Below are 18886 nucleotides of genomic sequence, written 5' to 3'. Positions count from 1 at the left end.
GAATTACTCTTCGCCAAGATCACCACAGAAACGGTAACCTTCACCGTGAATTGTTGCAATGATCTCTGGTGTATCAGCAACAGATTCGAAGTGTTTACGGATACGACGAATAGTTACATCGACGGTACGGTCATGTGGCTTAAGCTCACGACCTGTCATCTTCTTAAGAAGATCTGCACGAGTTTGGATCTTGCCTGGGTTTTCACAGAAGTGAAGTAGGGCGCGGAATTCAGAACGTGGAAGCTTGAATTGATCACCGCTTGGGCTTACTAGTGAGCGACTGTTGATTTCAAGAGACCAACCGTTGAACTCGTAACGCTCAACCAATTTCTTATCTTCAGTAGGAAGACCTTGGTTCATAGCACGAGTCAATAAGTTACGTGCACGGATAGTAAGTTCACGAGGGTTGAAAGGTTTAGTGATGTAATCATCAGCACCAATTTCAAGACCTAGGATCTTATCAACTTCGTTGTCACGACCTGTTAAGAACATTAGTGCCATATCGCCTTGCTCACGAAGTTCACGAGCAAGTAGAAGACCATTTTTACCTGGTAGATTAATATCCATGATCACTAGGTGAACAGGATTGTCAGAAAGCATTTGGTGCATTTCTGCGCCATCGTTAGCTTCAAAAACTGTGTAACCTTCCGCTTCAAAAATACTTTTTAGGGTGTTACGTGTTACGTGCTCGTCTTCTACGATAAGAATGTGAGGGGTTTGCATTGGCAGTACCTAATATCAAAAAACAAATCTGCATGAACAGAGTAAGTTAAATTCTATAAAAAAAATTCACATATAGGCAAAGTATTAACAAGAATACTTATTTGTTACGAAATCGCTGCCTATGTTGGTACACCATCCTTTTCCCGATAATTAAAACTATCGGAATACCTCATATATTGAGGTGTTGGCTACACTCTCCCTAATTGATGCAGCGATTGTATTCACTTAACAGCTCTCTAACAATGTTGTGCGTTTGTTTAGTATAGCTATTTATATGTTTGTTGATTTATATCAAACAGAATGAGCAAAGATAGATTATTCACTCTTAGTTTTAACAATATCGTCGAAGCTATAGTGGGTTGATTACTTCCAAGTTAAATATTCATGAAAAACATACCGATTGTGTGTTTTTCAGGCTATAACTTACATTAACTACAACATGTTATTTACGTTATGTTTTTAATTGTAACATTGACGTCGTTATGTTGCATGTTTTATATGTGATGAATCTAAACCTGATTCGATATTAGATTGACGCTAAAAGTTGTTAATACGTCTTCTACATAGCTATTTTGTTTATAACGTTACCTTGTTTCAAGTCGTGTTGATTTCTGCGTTTAACCATTAAGGGGTAGGTAACATTGTTAATTTACTTTTTGATGTTAGACAAGATGAGTATTGATGACGTTAACTGATACTAAGAAGAGTGAATGATGAAAGATTTACTACCGGATTTATGCGATCACTATGAACAAGATATCCATTTTTTGCCAATAGGATGTCATGATTATGGTGGGAAAAACATTTTTTACGGCCAATGTGTCACGCTCCGATGTTTTGAAGATAATAGCTTAGTACGTGACATATTATCTCAAGACGGCACTGGTAAAGTGTTATTCATTGACGGTCATGGTAGTTGTCGACGAGCGTTACTTGGTGATCAATTAGCATTGTTGGCGATTAAGAATCATTGGCAAGGGATCATTGTTAATGGTGCGGTTCGTGATATAGCAACATTAGCGACATTAAATTTAGGTGTAAAAGCATTAGGGGGATGTCCGATTAAGACAGTGAAGCGTCAAATGGGAGAGCTCAATGTGACATTAAATCTCAGTGAAAACCTAGTTTACCCTGGTGATTATATTTATGCCGATTTAAATGGAATTATCTTGTCTAAGCACGCGTTGGATTTATCTGTCTTAAGTGACTAATAGCTAACTTTTACTTAGAAGCTAAATCCTAATCCAAACTCAATGACTTGTTCGAGTTCTTCATAATCAACAGTCGCTCTAAGGTTTAGTTGATCTGATACATCATATTGACTACTGACCTCTATCCCTAACTTTGTATTCTCTTTAGTCGTTGCCGTATTTATTTCACTTTGTAGGCTGACTTTGGGCGTGAGATTATATTTAACACCTGATGCAATACCTCTAGACCCTCGCTGGGTTACTGTACCTGATGTTAATTGGGTACTTAAATAAAGTTGAGTATTTTTGGTAATGGTATAAGCGTATCCGCTGTCAATTTGCCAAACATCAAATGCTTGTTGATGACGTGATTGTGACGAGAGAAACCACCCTGATGATTGTTCTTTATTGCGATTATAAGTGGGTTCGAAGTCATCGAATTCAGAGGCAAATACAGGCTGAATCCCTAATAATACAATCATCCCTAATAATAATCTCGTCATACCATTATCTCTAATTATTATTTTATGTTACTAACTTTAGGGTATTGGTAGATAAAATGCATTTCAGATTTAAGAAATAGACACCCTGTTTTACATTATATGAGCCAGTACGCTTATTTTATGTAACTAGTGTTTTAATTATTACAATGTGATGATGTTTTTTGTTGATTGTTAATGCTGATGAAATCGATATTCAGATGGATAAGGGAACACATCGGGATAATTTTCCTCCGTAATATTCTGTTGTAGCTTTTGCCAATAGCTCGCTTCAAACAAATCACTATGTAGCTCGTCAAATAATGCGCGTACTTTGGGGTTTATTAATAAAAAGGTACGAAACTCTTCAGGAAAGACATCATTGATTCCTACGCTATACCAAGGCTCTGCCGCCAGTTCATCTTCTGGGTATCGAGGTGGTGGAATTTTACGAAAATTCATCTCTGTCATGTAGGTGATTTCGTCATAATCGTAAAACACTACACGCTTATGTCGAGTCACACCAAAGTTTTTAAATAGCATATCACCTGGAAAAATGTTGGCTGCGGCTAACTGCTTTATAGCGTTGCCGTATTCATTAATAGCAAAGCGTAGATCACCATCGTCTGCTTTTTCTATATAGAGGTTAAACGGCACCATGCGTCGCTCCATATATAAATGTTCAATCATAATCGTATCATCAGTTAGCGTAATGATAGAGGGAGCGATAGACTGTAGCTCTTGGATTAATGCTTCGCTAAAACGCTCTCGAGGAAAACAGAAATTACGATACTCCTGGGTATCCGCCATTCGACCAACACGATCATGTCCTTTTACTAGCTGATACTTTTCTTTGACAGTGTTGTGGCTTATATCTTTTTGAGGTGCAAATTTGTCTTTAATGATCTTAAAGACAAAATCATAAGATGGCAGAGTAAATACCGACATCACCATGCCTTTTATGCCGGGCGCTACGACAAATTTGTCATCAGTTGTCGCCAAATGGGCTAAGAATTCACGGTAAAGCTCTGTTTTTCCATGTTTTTGGCAGCCAATCGCAGTATAAAGTTCAGCAAGGGTTTTATTGGGAATTAACTGTGAAAGGAAACGAACTAATGCAGCTGGCGCAGGGGCATAAACCATAAAATATGAGCGTGCAAAACCAAAAATAATACTGACATCGTTAGCGTCACAAATACACGCATCAAGATAAATTTCATGACTACTGTCGTTTAAAATCGGAACGACAAAGGGACAGAAATCGCCATTAGAGAATGTGAGTTTTCCGATTAAATAGGCGGCTTTATTTCGATAAAAAGGCTCACGAATAAGCTCAAGCGTTGTATCTTGATCGAACTTATTACCCAGATCCCGTTGTAAGTGTTTAAGTAATAGTTGGATATCTCTCGATTTATCTTGCCAAGTTAACGTAAAGGGCGTGTCATCAAGTATTCTTTCAAACATCGCACTCAGTGTTGTTTTAACACGATAGTGGCGCGTTAGTGATGTTGGGTAAGGGGGAACACGATCTTCTTGTGAAGTATGAACAAACAATTTATCGCGATTAATATTTCGGTGTTTGAATATACGGCAATATACCGAATTGAAGAAGCTCTCAGCAATATCGTAACGAGGATAGTCTAAGAGTAAATCTTGGTAGGCCATTTTCACAGCCATTAAAAAATCATGATTGGCGTAACGTTCACCTAGCATAATTTGAATTTGGTTTGTGACTAATTCAACATGATGATCATAAAAGCTGATGCGCTTCTTTAAAGCATTATGAACAAGTCCCCAATGCTGTTTTTCAAAACGTTCTTGTGCTTCAGCTGTTACATCGAGAAAGCGGCCGTACATGGCATCAAAGCCTTGTAAGATGGTATGGGCAATTAATGATTCCATGGCAGCGCTCATTTGGTACTCCTCCCGATGCAATATATTCACGCCTAACTATGCAACGTAGTCCGCATGACTGCAAATAGAATAGTCGCTTTTGTTAATTAAAATGGCTGATAATTGATTCATTTTGCCGTCTATTGTGTTGTGCAATTGTAAAGATATTATTGACTCTAATGTATGATTGCTGTAAACGTAAGCTATTAGCAAAAAAGAATTTGTAGACCAATGAAGAATGTATTCAGCTCTCACGCCATTACACGCATTATTATTACCATTAACATCTTCGGTGTTGGTGCGGGCTGATATACGCAAGGATTAACAATAAGCCCGCAACTCATATTGAGCTGCGGGTTTTTTTTTAACGATTTTAAATTCACATATTTGAGTATATCTAGATGCGATAACTAGATAGATCAGGATAGTCACTCGGGAGTAGGGAATGCGAGTATTTAAATTTGGCGGTTCATCATTAGCCGATGCAGAGCGATTTTTAAGAGCAGCAGATATTATTGCGAGTAATGCTCAGCAAGGTGACGTTTCTGTTGTGCTATCAGCACCAGGGAAGGTAACAAATAAATTAGTTTCAGTGATTGATAACACCGTGAAAACGGGTGAATCATCGCTACAGTTGGCCGATCTCGAACAGGTATTTACTGAATTGTTCAGTGGCTTAAAAGCCTTAGAGCCTCAGTTTGATAAAGCCGCTTTAGATGCAAAACTGGCGAGCTCTCTAGGACAACTAAAAGAGTATGTTCATGGTATTAAACTATTAGGTTTATGTCCTGATAATGTGTATGCGACGATCATCAGTAAAGGTGAACGTCTTTCTATTGCAGCGATGAAAGCTTTACTTGAAGCGAAAGGTCAGCCTGCAAGCCTTATCGATCCGGTTAAATATCTCTATGCTGAAGGTGATTACCTTGAGGCGCATGTCGATATTGAAATTTCAACGCAGAATTTCCGTCGTGATCCATTACCTGCCGGGCATGTTTGTATTATGCCTGGCTTTACCGCAGGTAACAGCAAAGGTGAGCTAGTAACACTGGGTCGTAATGGTTCTGATTATTCTGCTGCAGTGCTTGCTGCATGTCTACGTGCGGATTGTTGTGAAATTTGGACAGATGTTGATGGTGTCTATAGCTGTGATCCTCGTTTAGTCCCTGATGCACGCCTACTGAAATCTTTAAGTTATCAAGAAGCGATGGAATTATCTTATTTCGGTGCTTCTGTTCTTCACCCTAAAACTATCGCCCCTATCGCCCAATTTCAAATTCCATGCTTGATTAAAAATAGCTTTAGCCCACAAGCGCCAGGGACACTAATTGGTCAAGATACTGGTGAAGATCAATTAGCCATAAAAGGGATCACAACTCTAAAAGATCTTACGATGGTGAACGTGTCTGGCCCAGGTATGAAAGGGATGGTCGGTATGGCTGCCCGCGTATTTGGTGCGATGTCATCTGCTGGCGTATCGATTGTATTGATCACTCAATCATCATCTGAATACAGTATTAGTTTCTGTATTGAAACGGCAGATCATGTTCAAGCTGAAAAAGCGTTAAACGAAAGTTTTGAACTGGAATTAAAAGAAGGTCTGCTTGAGCCTGTTGAATTTTCAGATAACGTATCGATCGTAACTTTAGTTGGCGATGGTATGCGTACATCTCACGGCGTAGCATCGCGTTTCTTTACTTCTTTAGCGGAAGTGGATGTCAATATTGTTGCGATTGCGCAAGGATCATCTGAGCGTGCTATTTCAGCGGTTATTCCACAAAATAAAGTCCCAGAAGCTGTTAAAGCGTGTCATGAGAATTTGTTTAATAGCCAGCATTTCCTAGATGTTTTTGTGATTGGTGTTGGCGGTGTTGGTGGTGAGTTGATCGATCAGATCCAGCGTCAACAAAGTAAACTTGCCGATGACGGTATCGTGATTCGCGTCTGCGGAATGGCGAACAGCAAAGGGTTACTCCTGAGCCGTGATGGCTTTGACCTAGATAACTGGCGTGATCAAATGGGAGCGGTGAATGAGCCACTCAATCTTGCTCGTATGATCCAGCTAGTTCAGCGTAATCACATTATCAACCCTGTGATCATTGATTGTACGTCAGATCAAACCATTGCGGAGCAATATACTGATTACCTTGCTGCAGGCTTCCATGTTATTACACCGAATAAGAAAGCAAACACGGCTAGCATGGCTTATTACCAACAATTACGCCAAGCGGCACGTTTAAGCCGTCGTAAGTTTATGTATGACACTACGGTGGGTGCAGGTTTACCTGTTATTGAAAACTTGCAGAACCTATTAGCCGCAGGTGATGAACTACAGCGCTTCTCTGGCATTTTATCTGGCTCAATGTCATATATCTTCGGTAAATTGGATGAAGGCATGAGCTTTAGCGAAGCAACAACCGTTGCACGTAATAATGGCTTTACTGAGCCCGATCCTCGTGATGATTTATCAGGTATGGATGTGGCACGTAAGCTGTTGATCCTTGCCCGTGAGTCTGGTTTGGAGCTAGAGCTTTCAGACGTGGATGTTGAACAAGCACTACCACCAGGTTTTGATGCTTCTGGCTCTGTAGATGACTTCATGGCGCGTTTATCACAAGCGGATGCATATTTTACTCAATTAGCTCAAGAAGCGGCAAAAGAGGACAAAGTACTGCGTTATGTTGGTGAAATCGATAACGGCCATTGCTCGGTGAAAATTGTTGCGGTGAACCCTGATGATCCAATGTTTAAAATTAAAGATGGTGAGAATGCCTTAGCTTTCTACAGCCGTTACTACCAACCGATCCCACTGGTATTACGTGGTTACGGTGCGGGTACGGAAGTAACTGCCGCGGGTGTCTTTGCCGATTTAATGCGTACATTAGGCTGGAAACGAGGAGTATAAGATGAGTGTTGTTGTTTATGCTCCGGCATCGATTGGTAATGTGAGTGTTGGTTTTGATGTTTTAGGCGCGGCAGTATCGCCAATTGATGGCACCTTATTGGGCGATCGAGTAAAAGTGGCTGCGGGTCAAACACCTTTTAGTTTGCAATGCGTTGGTGCCTTTGTTGATAAACTGCCGCAGCAGACAGAAGAGAATATTGTCTATCGTTGCTGGCAAGTATTTGCACGAGAGCTGGATAAAAAAGGGGTCACGTTACTCTCAGTTGATGTGACATTAGAAAAAAACATGCCGATTGGATCTGGCTTAGGTTCAAGTGCTTGTTCGATTGTTGCCGCATTAGATGCACTTAACCGTTTCCATGATCAACCGCTTAATGAAACAGAGCTATTAGCGCTCATGGGTGAGATGGAAGGCGAGATCTCAGGGAGTCTTCACTATGATAACGTCGCACCGTGCTTTCTTGGTGGATTGCAGTTCATGGTGGAAGAGCTTGGGATCATAAGCCAGAAAGTCCCTTGTTTTGATGATTGGTATTGGGTGATGGCTTACCCTGGGATTAAAGTTCCAACGGCTGAAGCGCGTGCAATTTTACCGGCACAATATCGTCGCCAAGATGTGATCACTCATGGTCGTCATTTAGGTGGTTTTATTCATGCCTGTCACTCAAACCAACCGCTGTTAGCTGCGAAGATGATCAAAGATGTCGTGGCTGAACCTTACCGTGAAAAGCTGTTACCTGGCTTTGCGCAAGCACGTCAGCATGCGTTAGATGCAGGGGCGATTGCGAGTGGTATTTCAGGCTCTGGACCAACCATGTTTAGTGTTTGCACCGATTTAGAGGTCGCTAAACGACTTGCACGTTGGCTCGAAGAACATTATGTTCAAAATGATGAAGGATTTGTTCATGTTTGTCGATTAGACAGCTTGGGCGCAAAAGTAACAGGAAGTGAGCTATAACAATGAAATTGTATAATCTAAAAGAACATCAAGAGCAGGTTTCATTTGGTCAGGCTGTACGTCAAGGATTAGGACGTAACCAAGGTCTATTCTTTCCATCAGAACTCCCTCAATTTAGCGATATTGATGCATTGCTAGAGATGGATTTTGTCACACGTAGTAGCAAGATCCTTTCCGCGTTTATCGGTGATGAGCTAAGTGAAGAAACTGTTAGCCAAATGGTTGATAGTGCATTTCAGTTCCCAGCACCTATCAATAAAGTAAAAGACGGCGTGTATGCGCTAGAGTTGTTCCATGGCCCAACATTAGCATTCAAAGATTTTGGTGGTCGTTTTATGGCGCAATCACTCGCAGCAGTAACGGCTGATAGTGAAAGTGATATCACGATTTTAACCGCGACATCAGGCGATACAGGTGCCGCTGTTGCGCATGCTTTTTATGGCATGGATAACATCAAGGTTGTGATTTTGTACCCGAAGGGCAAGATTAGCCCATTACAAGAAAAGATGTTCTGTACTTTAGGTAAGAACATTACAACAGTTGCGGTAAATGGCACATTTGATGATTGCCAAGCATTAGTGAAACAAGCATTTGATGACGCTGAGTTGCGCAAAGAAGTGGGGTTAAACTCTGCTAATTCCATCAATATTAGCCGATTAATGGCGCAGATCTGTTACTACTTTGAAGCTGTTGCTCAACTGCCTAAAGCGGAACGTGAGCAATTAGTTATTTCAGTACCAAGTGGTAATTTTGGTAATTTAACGGCAGGCTTATTAGCTAAATCGTTAGGTTTACCTGTTAAACGCTTTATTGCGGCAACGAATGAAAATGACACTGTTCCACGTTATTTACAAACGGGTGAGTGGTCTCCAAAAGTCACTGTTCCAACTATTTCAAATGCGATGGATGTTAGCCAACCGAATAACTGGCCACGTATTGAAGAGCTTTGTCAGCTAAAAGGTTGGGGATTAAATGAATTAGGTTATGGTGCTGTTACGGATGAGCAAACAGCTGAAACCTTAAAGCAAATGAATGAAGAAGGCTATTTATGTGAGCCTCATGGCGCGATTGCTTATCGTATTCTTAACGAGCAATTAAATGATGGCGAAACAGGTTTGTTCCTTTGTACTGCGCATCCAGCGAAATTTAAAGAAGTGGTGGATGAGATCTTAGATAAAGATATTCCATTACCTGCACCTTTAGCGAAGCATAATGCGATGGAATTATTATCTTTAGAACGTGATAATGATTTTGAAGCCGTGAAGGCGGTATTACGTTCAGTACAGTAATAACGAATAGTATTTAGCGCTAAAAAGGAGCCGAGGCTCCTTTTTTTATTACTCTGTTATTACAGATAATAAAAAACGGCACATTGATCGTGCCGTTTTTTTATTGTTACGTACTTAATAAGGCAAGCTAGCAGGAAATTATAGGCTGCTAGTGAAAGTACGTGCGATAACGTCTTGTTGCTGTTCACGAGTTAGTGAGTTGAAACGTACAGCGTAACCAGAAACACGGATTGTTAGCTGTGGGTATTTTTCTGGGTGCTTAGCAGCATCTTCTAATGTTTCACGCTTAAGAACGTTTACGTTTAGGTGCTGACCGCCTTCGATTTTTGCTGGTGCTTCGATAGCTAGCTCACGGTATTCGATGTCACCTAGATCTGATTGAGCAATAACTTGGTCAGCTTCAAAACCAGATAGTGCACATACACAACGAGCTTCGTTTGTTTCGCTGTCTAGGATCCAAATAGTGTTTAGTAGATCGTCGTTTGCAGCTTTAGTAATTTGAATACCAGTAATCATAACTTATCTCCGAGAAAGTGGTGTTAATTTAATCTTTTTGCTGAGGCTTTAACGCTATAACTCAGCGCGGCTACTTGTGTATTGATCTAGATCAAATTACAACAAAAAACCTTAAATAAAGTAGGGCTGTTTTATTGAGCTAAGTCAATCTAACGCCATTTTAAGGGTTAATCAACAACAAATTTTAAGCGATAAAAAATAGTTTAGTTTAATGATGTTGTATTTTTACAACATTATTGAGATGTAATTGTAATTGTAATGTTTGTTAAATGTTTCTCTTTGGCTTGAAATGCCAAATAATATGAATAAGGTGAAAATTGTTATGAAACTGATTGGTGCTCATGTTTCTGCTGCTGGTGGTGTATTTAATGCGCCAGTAAATGCTGACAAAATTGGTGCGAATGCTTTTGCCCTGTTTACTAAAAACCAGCGTCAGTGGGTGGCTAAGCCGTTAGAGGCCGATGTGATAGCGGCATTTAAAGCGCGTTGTTCTCAATTAGAATTTAATGCCAATGCTATTTTGCCACATGACTCTTATTTGATTAATTTAGGTGCACCAGAGGCTGAAAAGTTGGAAAAATCGCGTGCTGCTTTTATTGATGAAATGTCGCGTTGTAAACAGCTTGGATTGCACCTTTTGAACTTCCATCCGGGGAGTCATTTAAAAAAAATTTCTGAAAAAGAGTGTTTAAAATTGATTGCTGAGTCCATAAATCTTGCGCATAAAGAAGTCAGTGATGTGGTTGCAGTGATCGAAAATACCGCGGGACAAGGTTCAAATTTAGGTTGGCGGTTTGAACATTTGGCAGAAATTATTGATCAAGTTGAAGATAAAACACGGGTAGGTGTCTGTATTGATACCTGTCATACCTTTGCGGCGGGATATGATTTACGCACTGAAACTGCAACTGATCGAACTTTTGCTGAATTTGATGACGTTGTTGGAATGCAATATCTCCGAGGTATGCACTTAAATGATTCCAAAGGTGATTTAGGGAGTCATTTAGATCGCCACCATAGTCTAGGTGAAGGAGCGATCGGTTGGGATTGTTTTCGTTATATCATGCAAGATGATCGTTTTAATCATATGCCTCTTATTTTAGAAACGATTAATCCTGATATTTGGCATCAAGAGATTGCGACATTGCGAGATTTTGCCGCTCAAAAATAAGTGGCTATAAATGAAGGCGTCGATTATTTATCTCGCTTGTGATCTGATTTTGATATTCTTACTGAGTAAATTCTATTGATGAGGAAGTATTTATGACCGCTAGCTGGTCTACATTTATCGAGCAACAACGAGCACAAGCGTATTTTTCTGGGATTGAACAGGCGGTTGACGCTGCTCGTGCATCAGGAAAAGTGGTATTTCCTCCTCAACAAGATATCTTTAATGCATTCACCTCTACGCCATTAGAGAACACCAAGGTCGTGATTTTAGGACAAGATCCTTACCATGGGCCAAAGCAAGCTCATGGATTAAGTTTCTCTGTACTTCCAGGAGTTAAAACGCCACCGTCATTGGCGAATATGTATAAAGAATTAGCCACTGACATTGAAGGCTTTGTAGTACCTGAACATGGTTATTTACAGCCGTGGGCAGAGCAAGGTGTTTTATTGCTTAATACCGTCCTAACAGTAGAGCAAGGGAGCGCGCATTCTCACGCTAAGATTGGTTGGGAAACATTTACCGATCGTGCGATTGAGTACATTAATGATAATACAGAGGGAGTGATCTTTTTACTGTGGGGCGCCCATGCTCAGAAAAAAGGTAAAAAGATAGATACCGAGCGTCATCATGTTTTACATTCAGCGCATCCTTCACCGTTATCTGCATACCGGGGGTTCTTTGGTTGTCAGCATTTTTCTAAAACCAATCAGTTACTCGCTGAAATGGGGAAATCAGTGATTAATTGGCAGCTATAAGTGAATTTATTTCTAAAAACAAAACGCCAGCAAAATGCTGGCGTTTTGTTTTTTTAGTCTGGAACTGTCTGTTAAAAGTCGAATTCATCGGCATTGTAACTACCGCACATATCCATATCTTGAAGTTCACGACGAAGTCGTTGACGATCTTTTAAGGCTTCGATTTCACGCCATTTACGTTTTTCAGGTTTTGCTCGAGAGCGACGAGAGACGGTTTCTGTGGTGAACATATCATCAAATGCAAAGCTATCCATAAAGCACCTCTTCCTATGATCTAGCTAAATATAAGCTACAAGGTCATTAATTATCACACTATGGGGTAGAGTAAAATTGAACTGTTTCTCATTTGTTGCTTAAAGATGAAATTTTTATGTGCTAAAAGTCAAATATATCCTTTTTATGACCGAAAATGTAAGAAAACAACTCGCGATTAGGATTTATTTATGTTTGGATTTAGTGGGAAGTTTTTAGATATTTACTTAAAAAATATACCCTTAGTGTATTTCATGTGATAATGAATGAAATTTTTTTGATATATCCCCTCATAATAGACTTACAAAAATAAGAGAGGGAATATCCATGTGTAATCACTCTGTTTGGTTACTAAATTGTAATGATTTAGTTTGCGCTGCTTGGGTGGATACCACATCCATTGCCATTATTTATTCGATACGTACGGTGTTGTAGAAGGAACCCACTTGTCTAGCCAAATTACCTTTTTAAATGACTTACTCTGGGGCTCGGTATTAATTTATTTACTGATAGGAGTCGGTATTTACTTTACCTACCGTTTGAGCTTTATCCAGTTCCGTCATTTTGGACATATGTTTAAGGTGATGAAAAACAGTCGCAAATCAGACAGTGCCGGAATTTCTTCCTTCCAAGCATTATGTACGAGCTTAGCGGCTAGAGTCGGCACAGGTAATATGGCGGGAGTCGCCGTGGCCTTAACTTTGGGTGGCCCCGGCGCGATCTTTTGGATGTGGCTGATTGCTATGCTTGGTATGGCGACTGCTTTTGCAGAAAGTGCATTAGCTCAGCTTTATAAAACCCGCGATAATGATGGTAATTATCGTGGTGGTCCTGCGTATTATATGGAAAAAGGATTAGGCATGCGCTGGATGGGCGTTATGTTCTCGGTCTTTTTGATCATTGCTTTTGGCTTAGTGTTTAACTCGGTTCAAGCTAACTCGATAAGTCAGGCGGCTCATGTCGCTTTTGGCTGGTCACCGATATATGTTGGTATTGGGCTTGTGATCATGACTGGAGTGATCATCTTTGGTGGTTTGCGAACGATTGCAAGAACCGCGGAAATTTTAGTTCCTGCAATGGCATTATGTTATCTGGTGCTTGCCCTTTATATTATGGCGATCAACATAGAAAAACTGCCTGATATTATCATGATGATTTTTCGCAGTGCTTTCGGTCTAGAAGAAGCGGCATCGGGAGCACTGGGATATACCATCGCGCAAGGAATGATTAATGGGTTAAAGCGTGGCTTATTTTCGAATGAAGCTGGCATGGGATCGGCACCGAATGCGGCAGCCTCTGCAACACCTTATCCGCCCCATCCTGCCTCGCAGGGATATGTGCAAATGCTGGGGGTATTTATGGATACAATGGTGATCTGTTCATCCACTGTCGCGATTATTTTGATGTCTGGCGAATATGTTCCCCATAGTGAAGTGACAGGGATTGAGTTAACTCAGCGTGCCTTGAGCTCGCAAGTCGGCGATTGGGGCTCTGTGTTTATTGCCGTTGCAATTTTCTTCTTTGCGTTTACATCGCTCGTTGCTAATTATTCCTATGCTGAAACCAACCTTATTTTTCTTGAGCATAACCATAAAATTGGCTTGAATATTTTTCGTGTTGTGGTGCTCTTTATGGTGATGTTTGGGGCGTTAGCTGATCTGCCAACGGTATGGGCAATGGCCGATGTCTCAATGGGAATGATGGCACTGATTAACTTAGTCGCGATTGTTTTACTGTCAGGCACTGTGGTGAAGTTGGCTACTGATTACAATAAACAGTTATCGCTGGGTAAGGTGCCGACGTTTGATAGTAATGATTACCCAGAGCTTCATGCCCAGTTAGAAGAAGGCATTTGGGATAAGAGTAAATCATAGTGAACGCCTATTACTGAAATAACCAAAGCCACTTAGTTTCTAAGTGGCTTTTTTGTTGTTTAGTGATAATCTTTTCAAGTCAGACTTTAAAGGAAAAAGCCTTATGTTAATTGTGGTTTCCCCCGCTAAAACCCTTGATTATGAATCGCCATTGGTAACATCAACCTATACTTTGCCAGAGCTAACGGATCACTCTGCTGAACTGATTGATGTATGTCGTGAGTTAACGCCAATGGATATTGCGAGCTTAATGAAAGTGAGCGATAAAATTGCAGGTTTGAATGCAGCTCGTTTTGCTGAGTGGCAGCCACAATTTACGCAAGACAATGCTCGTCAGGCAATATTGGCTTTTAAAGGTGATGTTTATACTGGTCTTGCGGCTGAAACCATGACGGAACAACAGTTTGCTTATGCTCAACAGCATTTACGTATGCTTTCGGGTTTATATGGTTTATTGCGTCCATTAGATTTGATGCAACCTTACCGCTTAGAGATGGGGACGAAATTAGCGAACCCTCGCGGTACTAATCTGTATCAATTTTGGGGTGATATCATTACCGATAAATTGAACCAAGCATTAGTAGAGCAGGGCGATGATATTCTGATTAACCTTGCATCTAACGAATATTTTAAATCGGTGAAACCGAAGAAGTTGAATGCTCAACTTATCACACCTGTTTTTAAAGATTGTAAGAACGGTAATTATAAAGTGATCAGCTTTTACGCCAAAAAAGCCCGTGGCATGATGGCGCGTTACATTCTTGATAATCAAATCACATCGATTGAAGCTTTAAAAGAATTTGATACCGCGGGTTATTATTTTGTTGAAGCAGAATCAACAGCGAAAGAATTCGTATTTAAGCGTGAAGAACAATAGTAATAAATAATTATTTTTAAATGAAAAAGGCCAACTCGTGAAAGTTGGCCTTGTTGTTTTATCTATGTGGTAAAAGAGAAATTACGATTTAGCTTGGCCTTTTTTTGCCGCTTGTTTGATTTTCTTTTTCGCTTTCGCTTCTTTTACTTTTTTACTCACTTTTTTCTTTTTCTTGGCAGTGCTTGCTTTTTTGGTCTGTGGACGTAGGCCATGAATAAAGCGTTCAGGCACTTCTTCTTTCATGTAGCGGCTGATACGTTCAATCATGCTTTGATCATGTGCTTCAACCAAGGAGATTGCCGTTCCTTTCTTACCCGCTCGCGCTGTACGACCAATACGGTGTACATAAACTTCAGCTGTACGAGGTAGATCAAAGTTGATCACATGGCTAACATCAGGTAAATCAATACCACGTGCAGCAACGTCTGTCGCAATTAATACGTTCACAACACCATCACGAAAACGAGTGATCATGTTTGTACGTGCAGCCTGTGCCATTTCACCTTGGATCCAGTTACAAGGGATGCCCATGGCTTCTAGTTGACCACGAAGTACAGCTAGGCGCTCACGTGTTTTGACAAAGATGATCGTGCGTTCAGCTTGCTCTTTAATGATGTTTTCTAACAGAGCAAGCTTGTGATCCATATTGTCACAACGAAGGTACATTTGGTGGATCTTTTTACGTTCGCGGCGAGAAGGATCTGCATTTACTTCAACAGGCTCATTCAAAATTGTTTCTGAAAACTCACGTACACCTTTACCTTCTAAGGTAGCGGAGAACAATAAGCTTTGACGACGCCAGCGACACTCATGGTTAAGACGCTCAACAATTTTACCAAAGCCCATGTCTAACATGCGATCGGCTTCATCAAGGATCAAACACTCGATAGCACGACAGTCAAATTTCTCAGCTTCAATGTACTCCATAAGACGACCTGGTGTTGCTACCACGATATCCTGAGTTTTACCCAGCATTTCGGCATGTTCGTCATATGAGATACCACCTGTGATGGTAAATACTTTTAGTGTTGTATATTTTGCTAATGCTCTTGCTTGATCGGCAACTTGAATGGCAAGTTCACGCGTTGGCGTTAAGATCAGAATACGTGCAGGTCCCGGTCTTTTACGTGGGAAATCTTGCAAGTGTTGGATCATCGGTAGAAGAAAGGCTGCTGTTTTTCCGGTCCCTGTTGGCGCAGAAGCCATTACATCTTTACCGTCAAGGGCATGAGGGATAGCCTGCGCTTGAACCACTGTTGGGCGGCTATAGCCGATTTCTTCAATTGCTCGTAACAGCTCGCTATCTAACTCTAATTCGGAAAAGTCTCTCACCAGTTATCTCTCCCAAGACAAATGCTATGTGTCATTATCGTATGCCAATTACAAAGAATAACAACAAGGGTATTAATATTTAAGGGGCGGCATTATAGCCACTCTTGGCGTAAGTGACACCGATTAAAACATAAAAACTTTAATCATTGATGATTATTACAACGTTTACAGGGGATATAAATGTCGTATTCGGTTACATTTTCAGATAGAAATCTTTCGTTAATGCTTTGAATTCAATTGAATAATCACCATTATTATGAATGCAAAGGTGAGATGAATAACAGGTTTGTTTCTTTTTACTCAATTGTAGAAGTAATCGAATCGGTGCTTTTTTCTCGGTGCTTTGGACATCACAACGTTCAATACAATGTAAATGATATTCAGCAGCGGCTTCAATTAAACGCTGTCCTTCGTAACTTGGCAAGATAATACTGGCGATCCCTTCTTCTGTAAGAAGCCATTGAAGCGTTTTAAGTAGCTGTTGATGGCTAAATGTATCGGTATGTCGAGCAGTAGCACGGTGTGATTGCTCTGCTTGCTGACCAAAATTGAAATAAGGGGGGTTACACACAATCGCATTAATACTATTAGGGGGCTGTGTATGTCGCCATTCTGTGACATCTTGTTCAATACACTGTAAGCGTGGATGCCAAGGTGAATTTGTGAAATTTTGGCGTGCTGCCGCTGCGGCTTGTGGATCGATTTCGATAGCTTCGATAGTAATAGGTAAAGCTAACGTGCTTGTCCGCTGTGCAGCCATGAGTGCTAATAAACCACTGCCTGTACCAATATCCACCACTCTACCTTGTCGAGGCATAGCTGCCCATGCTCCTAGCAATACACCATCGGTGCTGATAGGCATTCCGCAGCCTAAATCATTGACGTGAAATTGTTTAAAGCTAAAGCCGCGTGACATGGCTATTTTCCCTTTTCTTGTGTTTTGAGCTAAGTAGTTTGAGCTAAATATGGAATAAACGATTAACCGTAATGGTTATAACACTAATCATCACAACGGCTTGGTTATTGCGCTTTTATTGTTTTGACATAGTTAACTACTATGTTTGCTTTTTTTTTATATTTTAATCTTTTGTGTTTAGTTGGTTTTATATTCTATTCTTGTTGTCTTTATTGGTTTTATATTTTGGTTTTAATGCTTTGTTTATGTATTATGTGGTGTTTATTTCTACACTATTGCCAAGAATGCTGTTTTTATCCATTATGTTTTCGTTGGTTATATATGTTTAATTTTGTAATCAACGTGGATAATTATAAAAACACAACACGTAACCCATAAGAAGAGTGGAAGGTGCAGTTTGAAAAAGACACTCAAAGTAACAGACATTATAGCGTTAGGTTTTATGACTTTCGCTTTCTTTCTTGGTGCTGGGAATATTATTTTTCCACCATTAGCAGGTCAACTTGCCGGTGAAAATATGCTTTCGGCCATGTTTGGCTTTTTAGTTACAGCCGTTGGTCTACCTTTAATTGGCATTATTGCCGTTGCAATGGCAGGTGGTGGCTGGCAGGGGTTAACCCGTGATTTACCCTCAAAAATAGCAACGTTAATGGCGGTGCTGATTTTTATTATTATTGGTCCTGCTTTTGCTGCGCCGCGAACAGGTTTAGTCGCTTATGAAATGGCAGTAAAACCATTTATGGCGGCAGATGCTGGTCAAGCAAGCTTAACGACTTTTTCTGTGATCTTTTTTGCAGTCGCCCTCTTTTTTGCTTGGTCTCGTGGCCAGCTGATCGACATGATTGGTAAGTTCTTAACACCTGCACTGTTTATCGTATTGGCTATACTGGCTATTGCAGTATTTGTAAATCCACAAGGTTCGATTGTTGCAGCGCAAGGTGAGTATGTAACACAGGCGTTTACGAAAGGTTTCCTTGAAGGCTATAACACCATGGATACTTTCGCGGCCTTGATGTTTGGTATGCTGATTGTGGATGTGATCCGCAGTAAAGGTGTTAGTGATGAAAAAACAACCTGTACCTACCTGATCTACGCCGGTCTTATTGCAGCAGCAGGCTTAGCCTTTGTATATATCTCATTATTTTACTTAGGCGCGACCAGTACAGCGATTGCACCTAATGCGGCTAATGGTGGCGTTATCTTAACTGGCTATGTGATGGCGTTATTTGGTGCGCCGGGTCAGGTGATCCTATCTGCAATTGTATTACTTGCCTGTTTAACGACAGCGATCGGTTTGATCAGTGCATGTGCAGATTACTTCAGCTCTTTGACGTCACTGTCTTACAAAAAGTGGGCGGTGATTTTGGCGGTAATTTGTGCGGTGGTAGCCAATGTGGGTTTGAACCAGTTGATTGCGTTATCTGTACCTGTGTTATTTGCTTTGTATCCAGTCGCGATTGCACTGGTCGCATTAACCTTAGTACGTAAATGGTTACCGAATCCACGTTTAGCATACCGTGTTGTGTTGTTGGTTTCTTTTATCTTTAGCATGATTGATGTGGCGAAATACTTGAAGTTTGATGTATCAATGTTCAGTGATTTACCACTATTTAATTATGGTATGGCTTGGGTATTACCGACTTTGATTGCGCTTGCGATCACGCGCTTTGTCGGTGGCAAAGCGATGGGGCCACAAGATAAGTTAGCGTAAATTCACTGTTGAGATAGAGATAGAAAAGGGATGCCATGTGCATCC

General features: G+C 40.6%; 16 protein-coding genes. 9 read left to right on the top strand and 7 right to left on the bottom strand.

Translation table 11 applies throughout. From position 1 onward, the window contains the following. Positions 1-3: 3 nt before the first annotated feature. A complete protein-coding gene (gene arcA, locus C9J41_RS14465) occupies positions 4-723 on the bottom strand; it encodes a two-component system response regulator ArcA (protein ID WP_107208579.1) in 720 nt (239 codons plus the stop codon). 713 nt (positions 724-1436) lie between these two features. Here arcA and C9J41_RS14460 point away from each other — a divergent pair. Continuing rightward, positions 1437-1934, top strand: a complete 498-nt coding sequence (locus tag C9J41_RS14460; RefSeq protein ID WP_107207324.1) for a putative 4-hydroxy-4-methyl-2-oxoglutarate aldolase — start codon at positions 1437-1439, stop codon at positions 1932-1934. 14 nt (positions 1935-1948) lie between these two features. Here the strand turns inward: C9J41_RS14460 and C9J41_RS14455 are convergent, their stop codons facing one another. Further along, positions 1949-2416, bottom strand: coding sequence for a hypothetical protein (locus tag C9J41_RS14455; protein WP_107260534.1), 468 nt, complete (start codon positions 2414-2416; stop codon positions 1949-1951). Positions 2417-2587: 171 nt separating this feature from the next. After that, positions 2588-4306 carry a bifunctional isocitrate dehydrogenase kinase/phosphatase gene (gene aceK / locus C9J41_RS14450; protein ID WP_107207240.1) on the bottom strand — a complete coding sequence of 573 codons (1719 nt, stop codon included), beginning with the start codon at positions 4304-4306 and terminating at the stop codon, positions 2588-2590. A 424-nt stretch (positions 4307-4730) separates the two neighbouring features. On the opposite strand from aceK, the gene thrA reads away from it, so the two are divergent. The 3 genes from thrA to thrC are packed head-to-tail and all read left to right on the top strand — an operon-like array spanning position 4731 to position 9437. After that, a complete protein-coding gene (gene thrA, locus C9J41_RS14445) occupies positions 4731-7190 on the top strand; it encodes a bifunctional aspartate kinase/homoserine dehydrogenase I (RefSeq protein ID WP_107207241.1) in 2460 nt (819 codons plus the stop codon). Between the two features lies 1 nt (position 7191). Beyond that, positions 7192-8148, top strand: coding sequence for a homoserine kinase (thrB, locus tag C9J41_RS14440; protein WP_107246732.1), 957 nt, complete (start codon positions 7192-7194; stop codon positions 8146-8148). Positions 8149-8150: 2 nt separating this feature from the next. Next, complete coding sequence (gene thrC / locus C9J41_RS14435; protein WP_107207243.1) at positions 8151-9437, top strand: threonine synthase; 1287 nt, start codon at positions 8151-8153, stop codon at positions 9435-9437. Between the two features lie 138 nt (positions 9438-9575). On the opposite strand, the gene grcA is transcribed toward thrC, so the two are convergent. After that, on the bottom strand, positions 9576-9953 hold the full coding sequence (gene grcA / locus C9J41_RS14430) for an autonomous glycyl radical cofactor GrcA (protein ID WP_107207244.1): 378 nt from the start codon (positions 9951-9953) through the stop codon (positions 9576-9578). Between the two features lie 316 nt (positions 9954-10269). On the opposite strand from grcA, the gene nfo reads away from it, so the two are divergent. Together nfo and ung are read left to right on the top strand one after the other, a co-directional pair. Further along, complete coding sequence (gene nfo, locus C9J41_RS14425) at positions 10270-11124, top strand: deoxyribonuclease IV (RefSeq protein WP_199187070.1); 855 nt, start codon at positions 10270-10272, stop codon at positions 11122-11124. Between the two features lie 92 nt (positions 11125-11216). Beyond that, positions 11217-11879, top strand: a complete 663-nt coding sequence (ung, locus tag C9J41_RS14420) for a uracil-DNA glycosylase (protein WP_107207245.1) — start codon at positions 11217-11219, stop codon at positions 11877-11879. Positions 11880-11950: 71 nt separating this feature from the next. Here the strand turns inward: ung and C9J41_RS14415 are convergent, their stop codons facing one another. Next, the gene (locus tag C9J41_RS14415; protein ID WP_005369686.1) at positions 11951-12133 is read right to left on the bottom strand and encodes a DUF3545 family protein; all 183 of its coding nucleotides are present in this window, start codon (positions 12131-12133) and stop codon (positions 11951-11953) included. 444 nt (positions 12134-12577) lie between these two features. On the opposite strand from C9J41_RS14415, the gene C9J41_RS14410 reads away from it, so the two are divergent. Together C9J41_RS14410 and yaaA are read left to right on the top strand one after the other, a co-directional pair. Further along, a complete protein-coding gene (locus tag C9J41_RS14410) occupies positions 12578-14005 on the top strand; it encodes a sodium:alanine symporter family protein (RefSeq protein ID WP_107207246.1) in 1428 nt (475 codons plus the stop codon). A 103-nt stretch (positions 14006-14108) separates the two neighbouring features. Continuing rightward, positions 14109-14882, top strand: coding sequence for a peroxide stress protein YaaA (yaaA, locus tag C9J41_RS14405; protein ID WP_107207247.1), 774 nt, complete (start codon positions 14109-14111; stop codon positions 14880-14882). Between the two features lie 81 nt (positions 14883-14963). Here yaaA and srmB read toward each other — a convergent pair whose 3' ends face one another. Together srmB and C9J41_RS14395 are read right to left on the bottom strand one after the other, a co-directional pair. Then, on the bottom strand, positions 14964-16214 hold the full coding sequence (srmB, locus tag C9J41_RS14400; RefSeq protein WP_107207248.1) for an ATP-dependent RNA helicase SrmB: 1251 nt from the start codon (positions 16212-16214) through the stop codon (positions 14964-14966). A gap of 193 nt (positions 16215-16407) precedes the next feature. Further along, complete coding sequence (locus C9J41_RS14395) at positions 16408-17130, bottom strand: tRNA1(Val) (adenine(37)-N6)-methyltransferase (protein WP_107260524.1); 723 nt, start codon at positions 17128-17130, stop codon at positions 16408-16410. 397 nt (positions 17131-17527) lie between these two features. Here C9J41_RS14395 and brnQ point away from each other — a divergent pair, with 397 nt between their 5' ends. After that, the gene (gene brnQ / locus C9J41_RS14390) at positions 17528-18841 is read left to right on the top strand and encodes a branched-chain amino acid transport system II carrier protein (RefSeq protein WP_107207250.1); all 1314 of its coding nucleotides are present in this window, start codon (positions 17528-17530) and stop codon (positions 18839-18841) included. The last annotated feature ends 45 nt before the right edge of the window (positions 18842-18886 follow it).

This window comes from Photobacterium sp. GB-50 (assembly GCF_003026755.1).
Classification (GTDB): Bacteria; Pseudomonadota; Gammaproteobacteria; order Enterobacterales; family Vibrionaceae; genus Photobacterium.
Note: the sequence above shows the minus strand (reverse complement) of the source record. Positions and strands in the feature narration are given on the sequence as shown.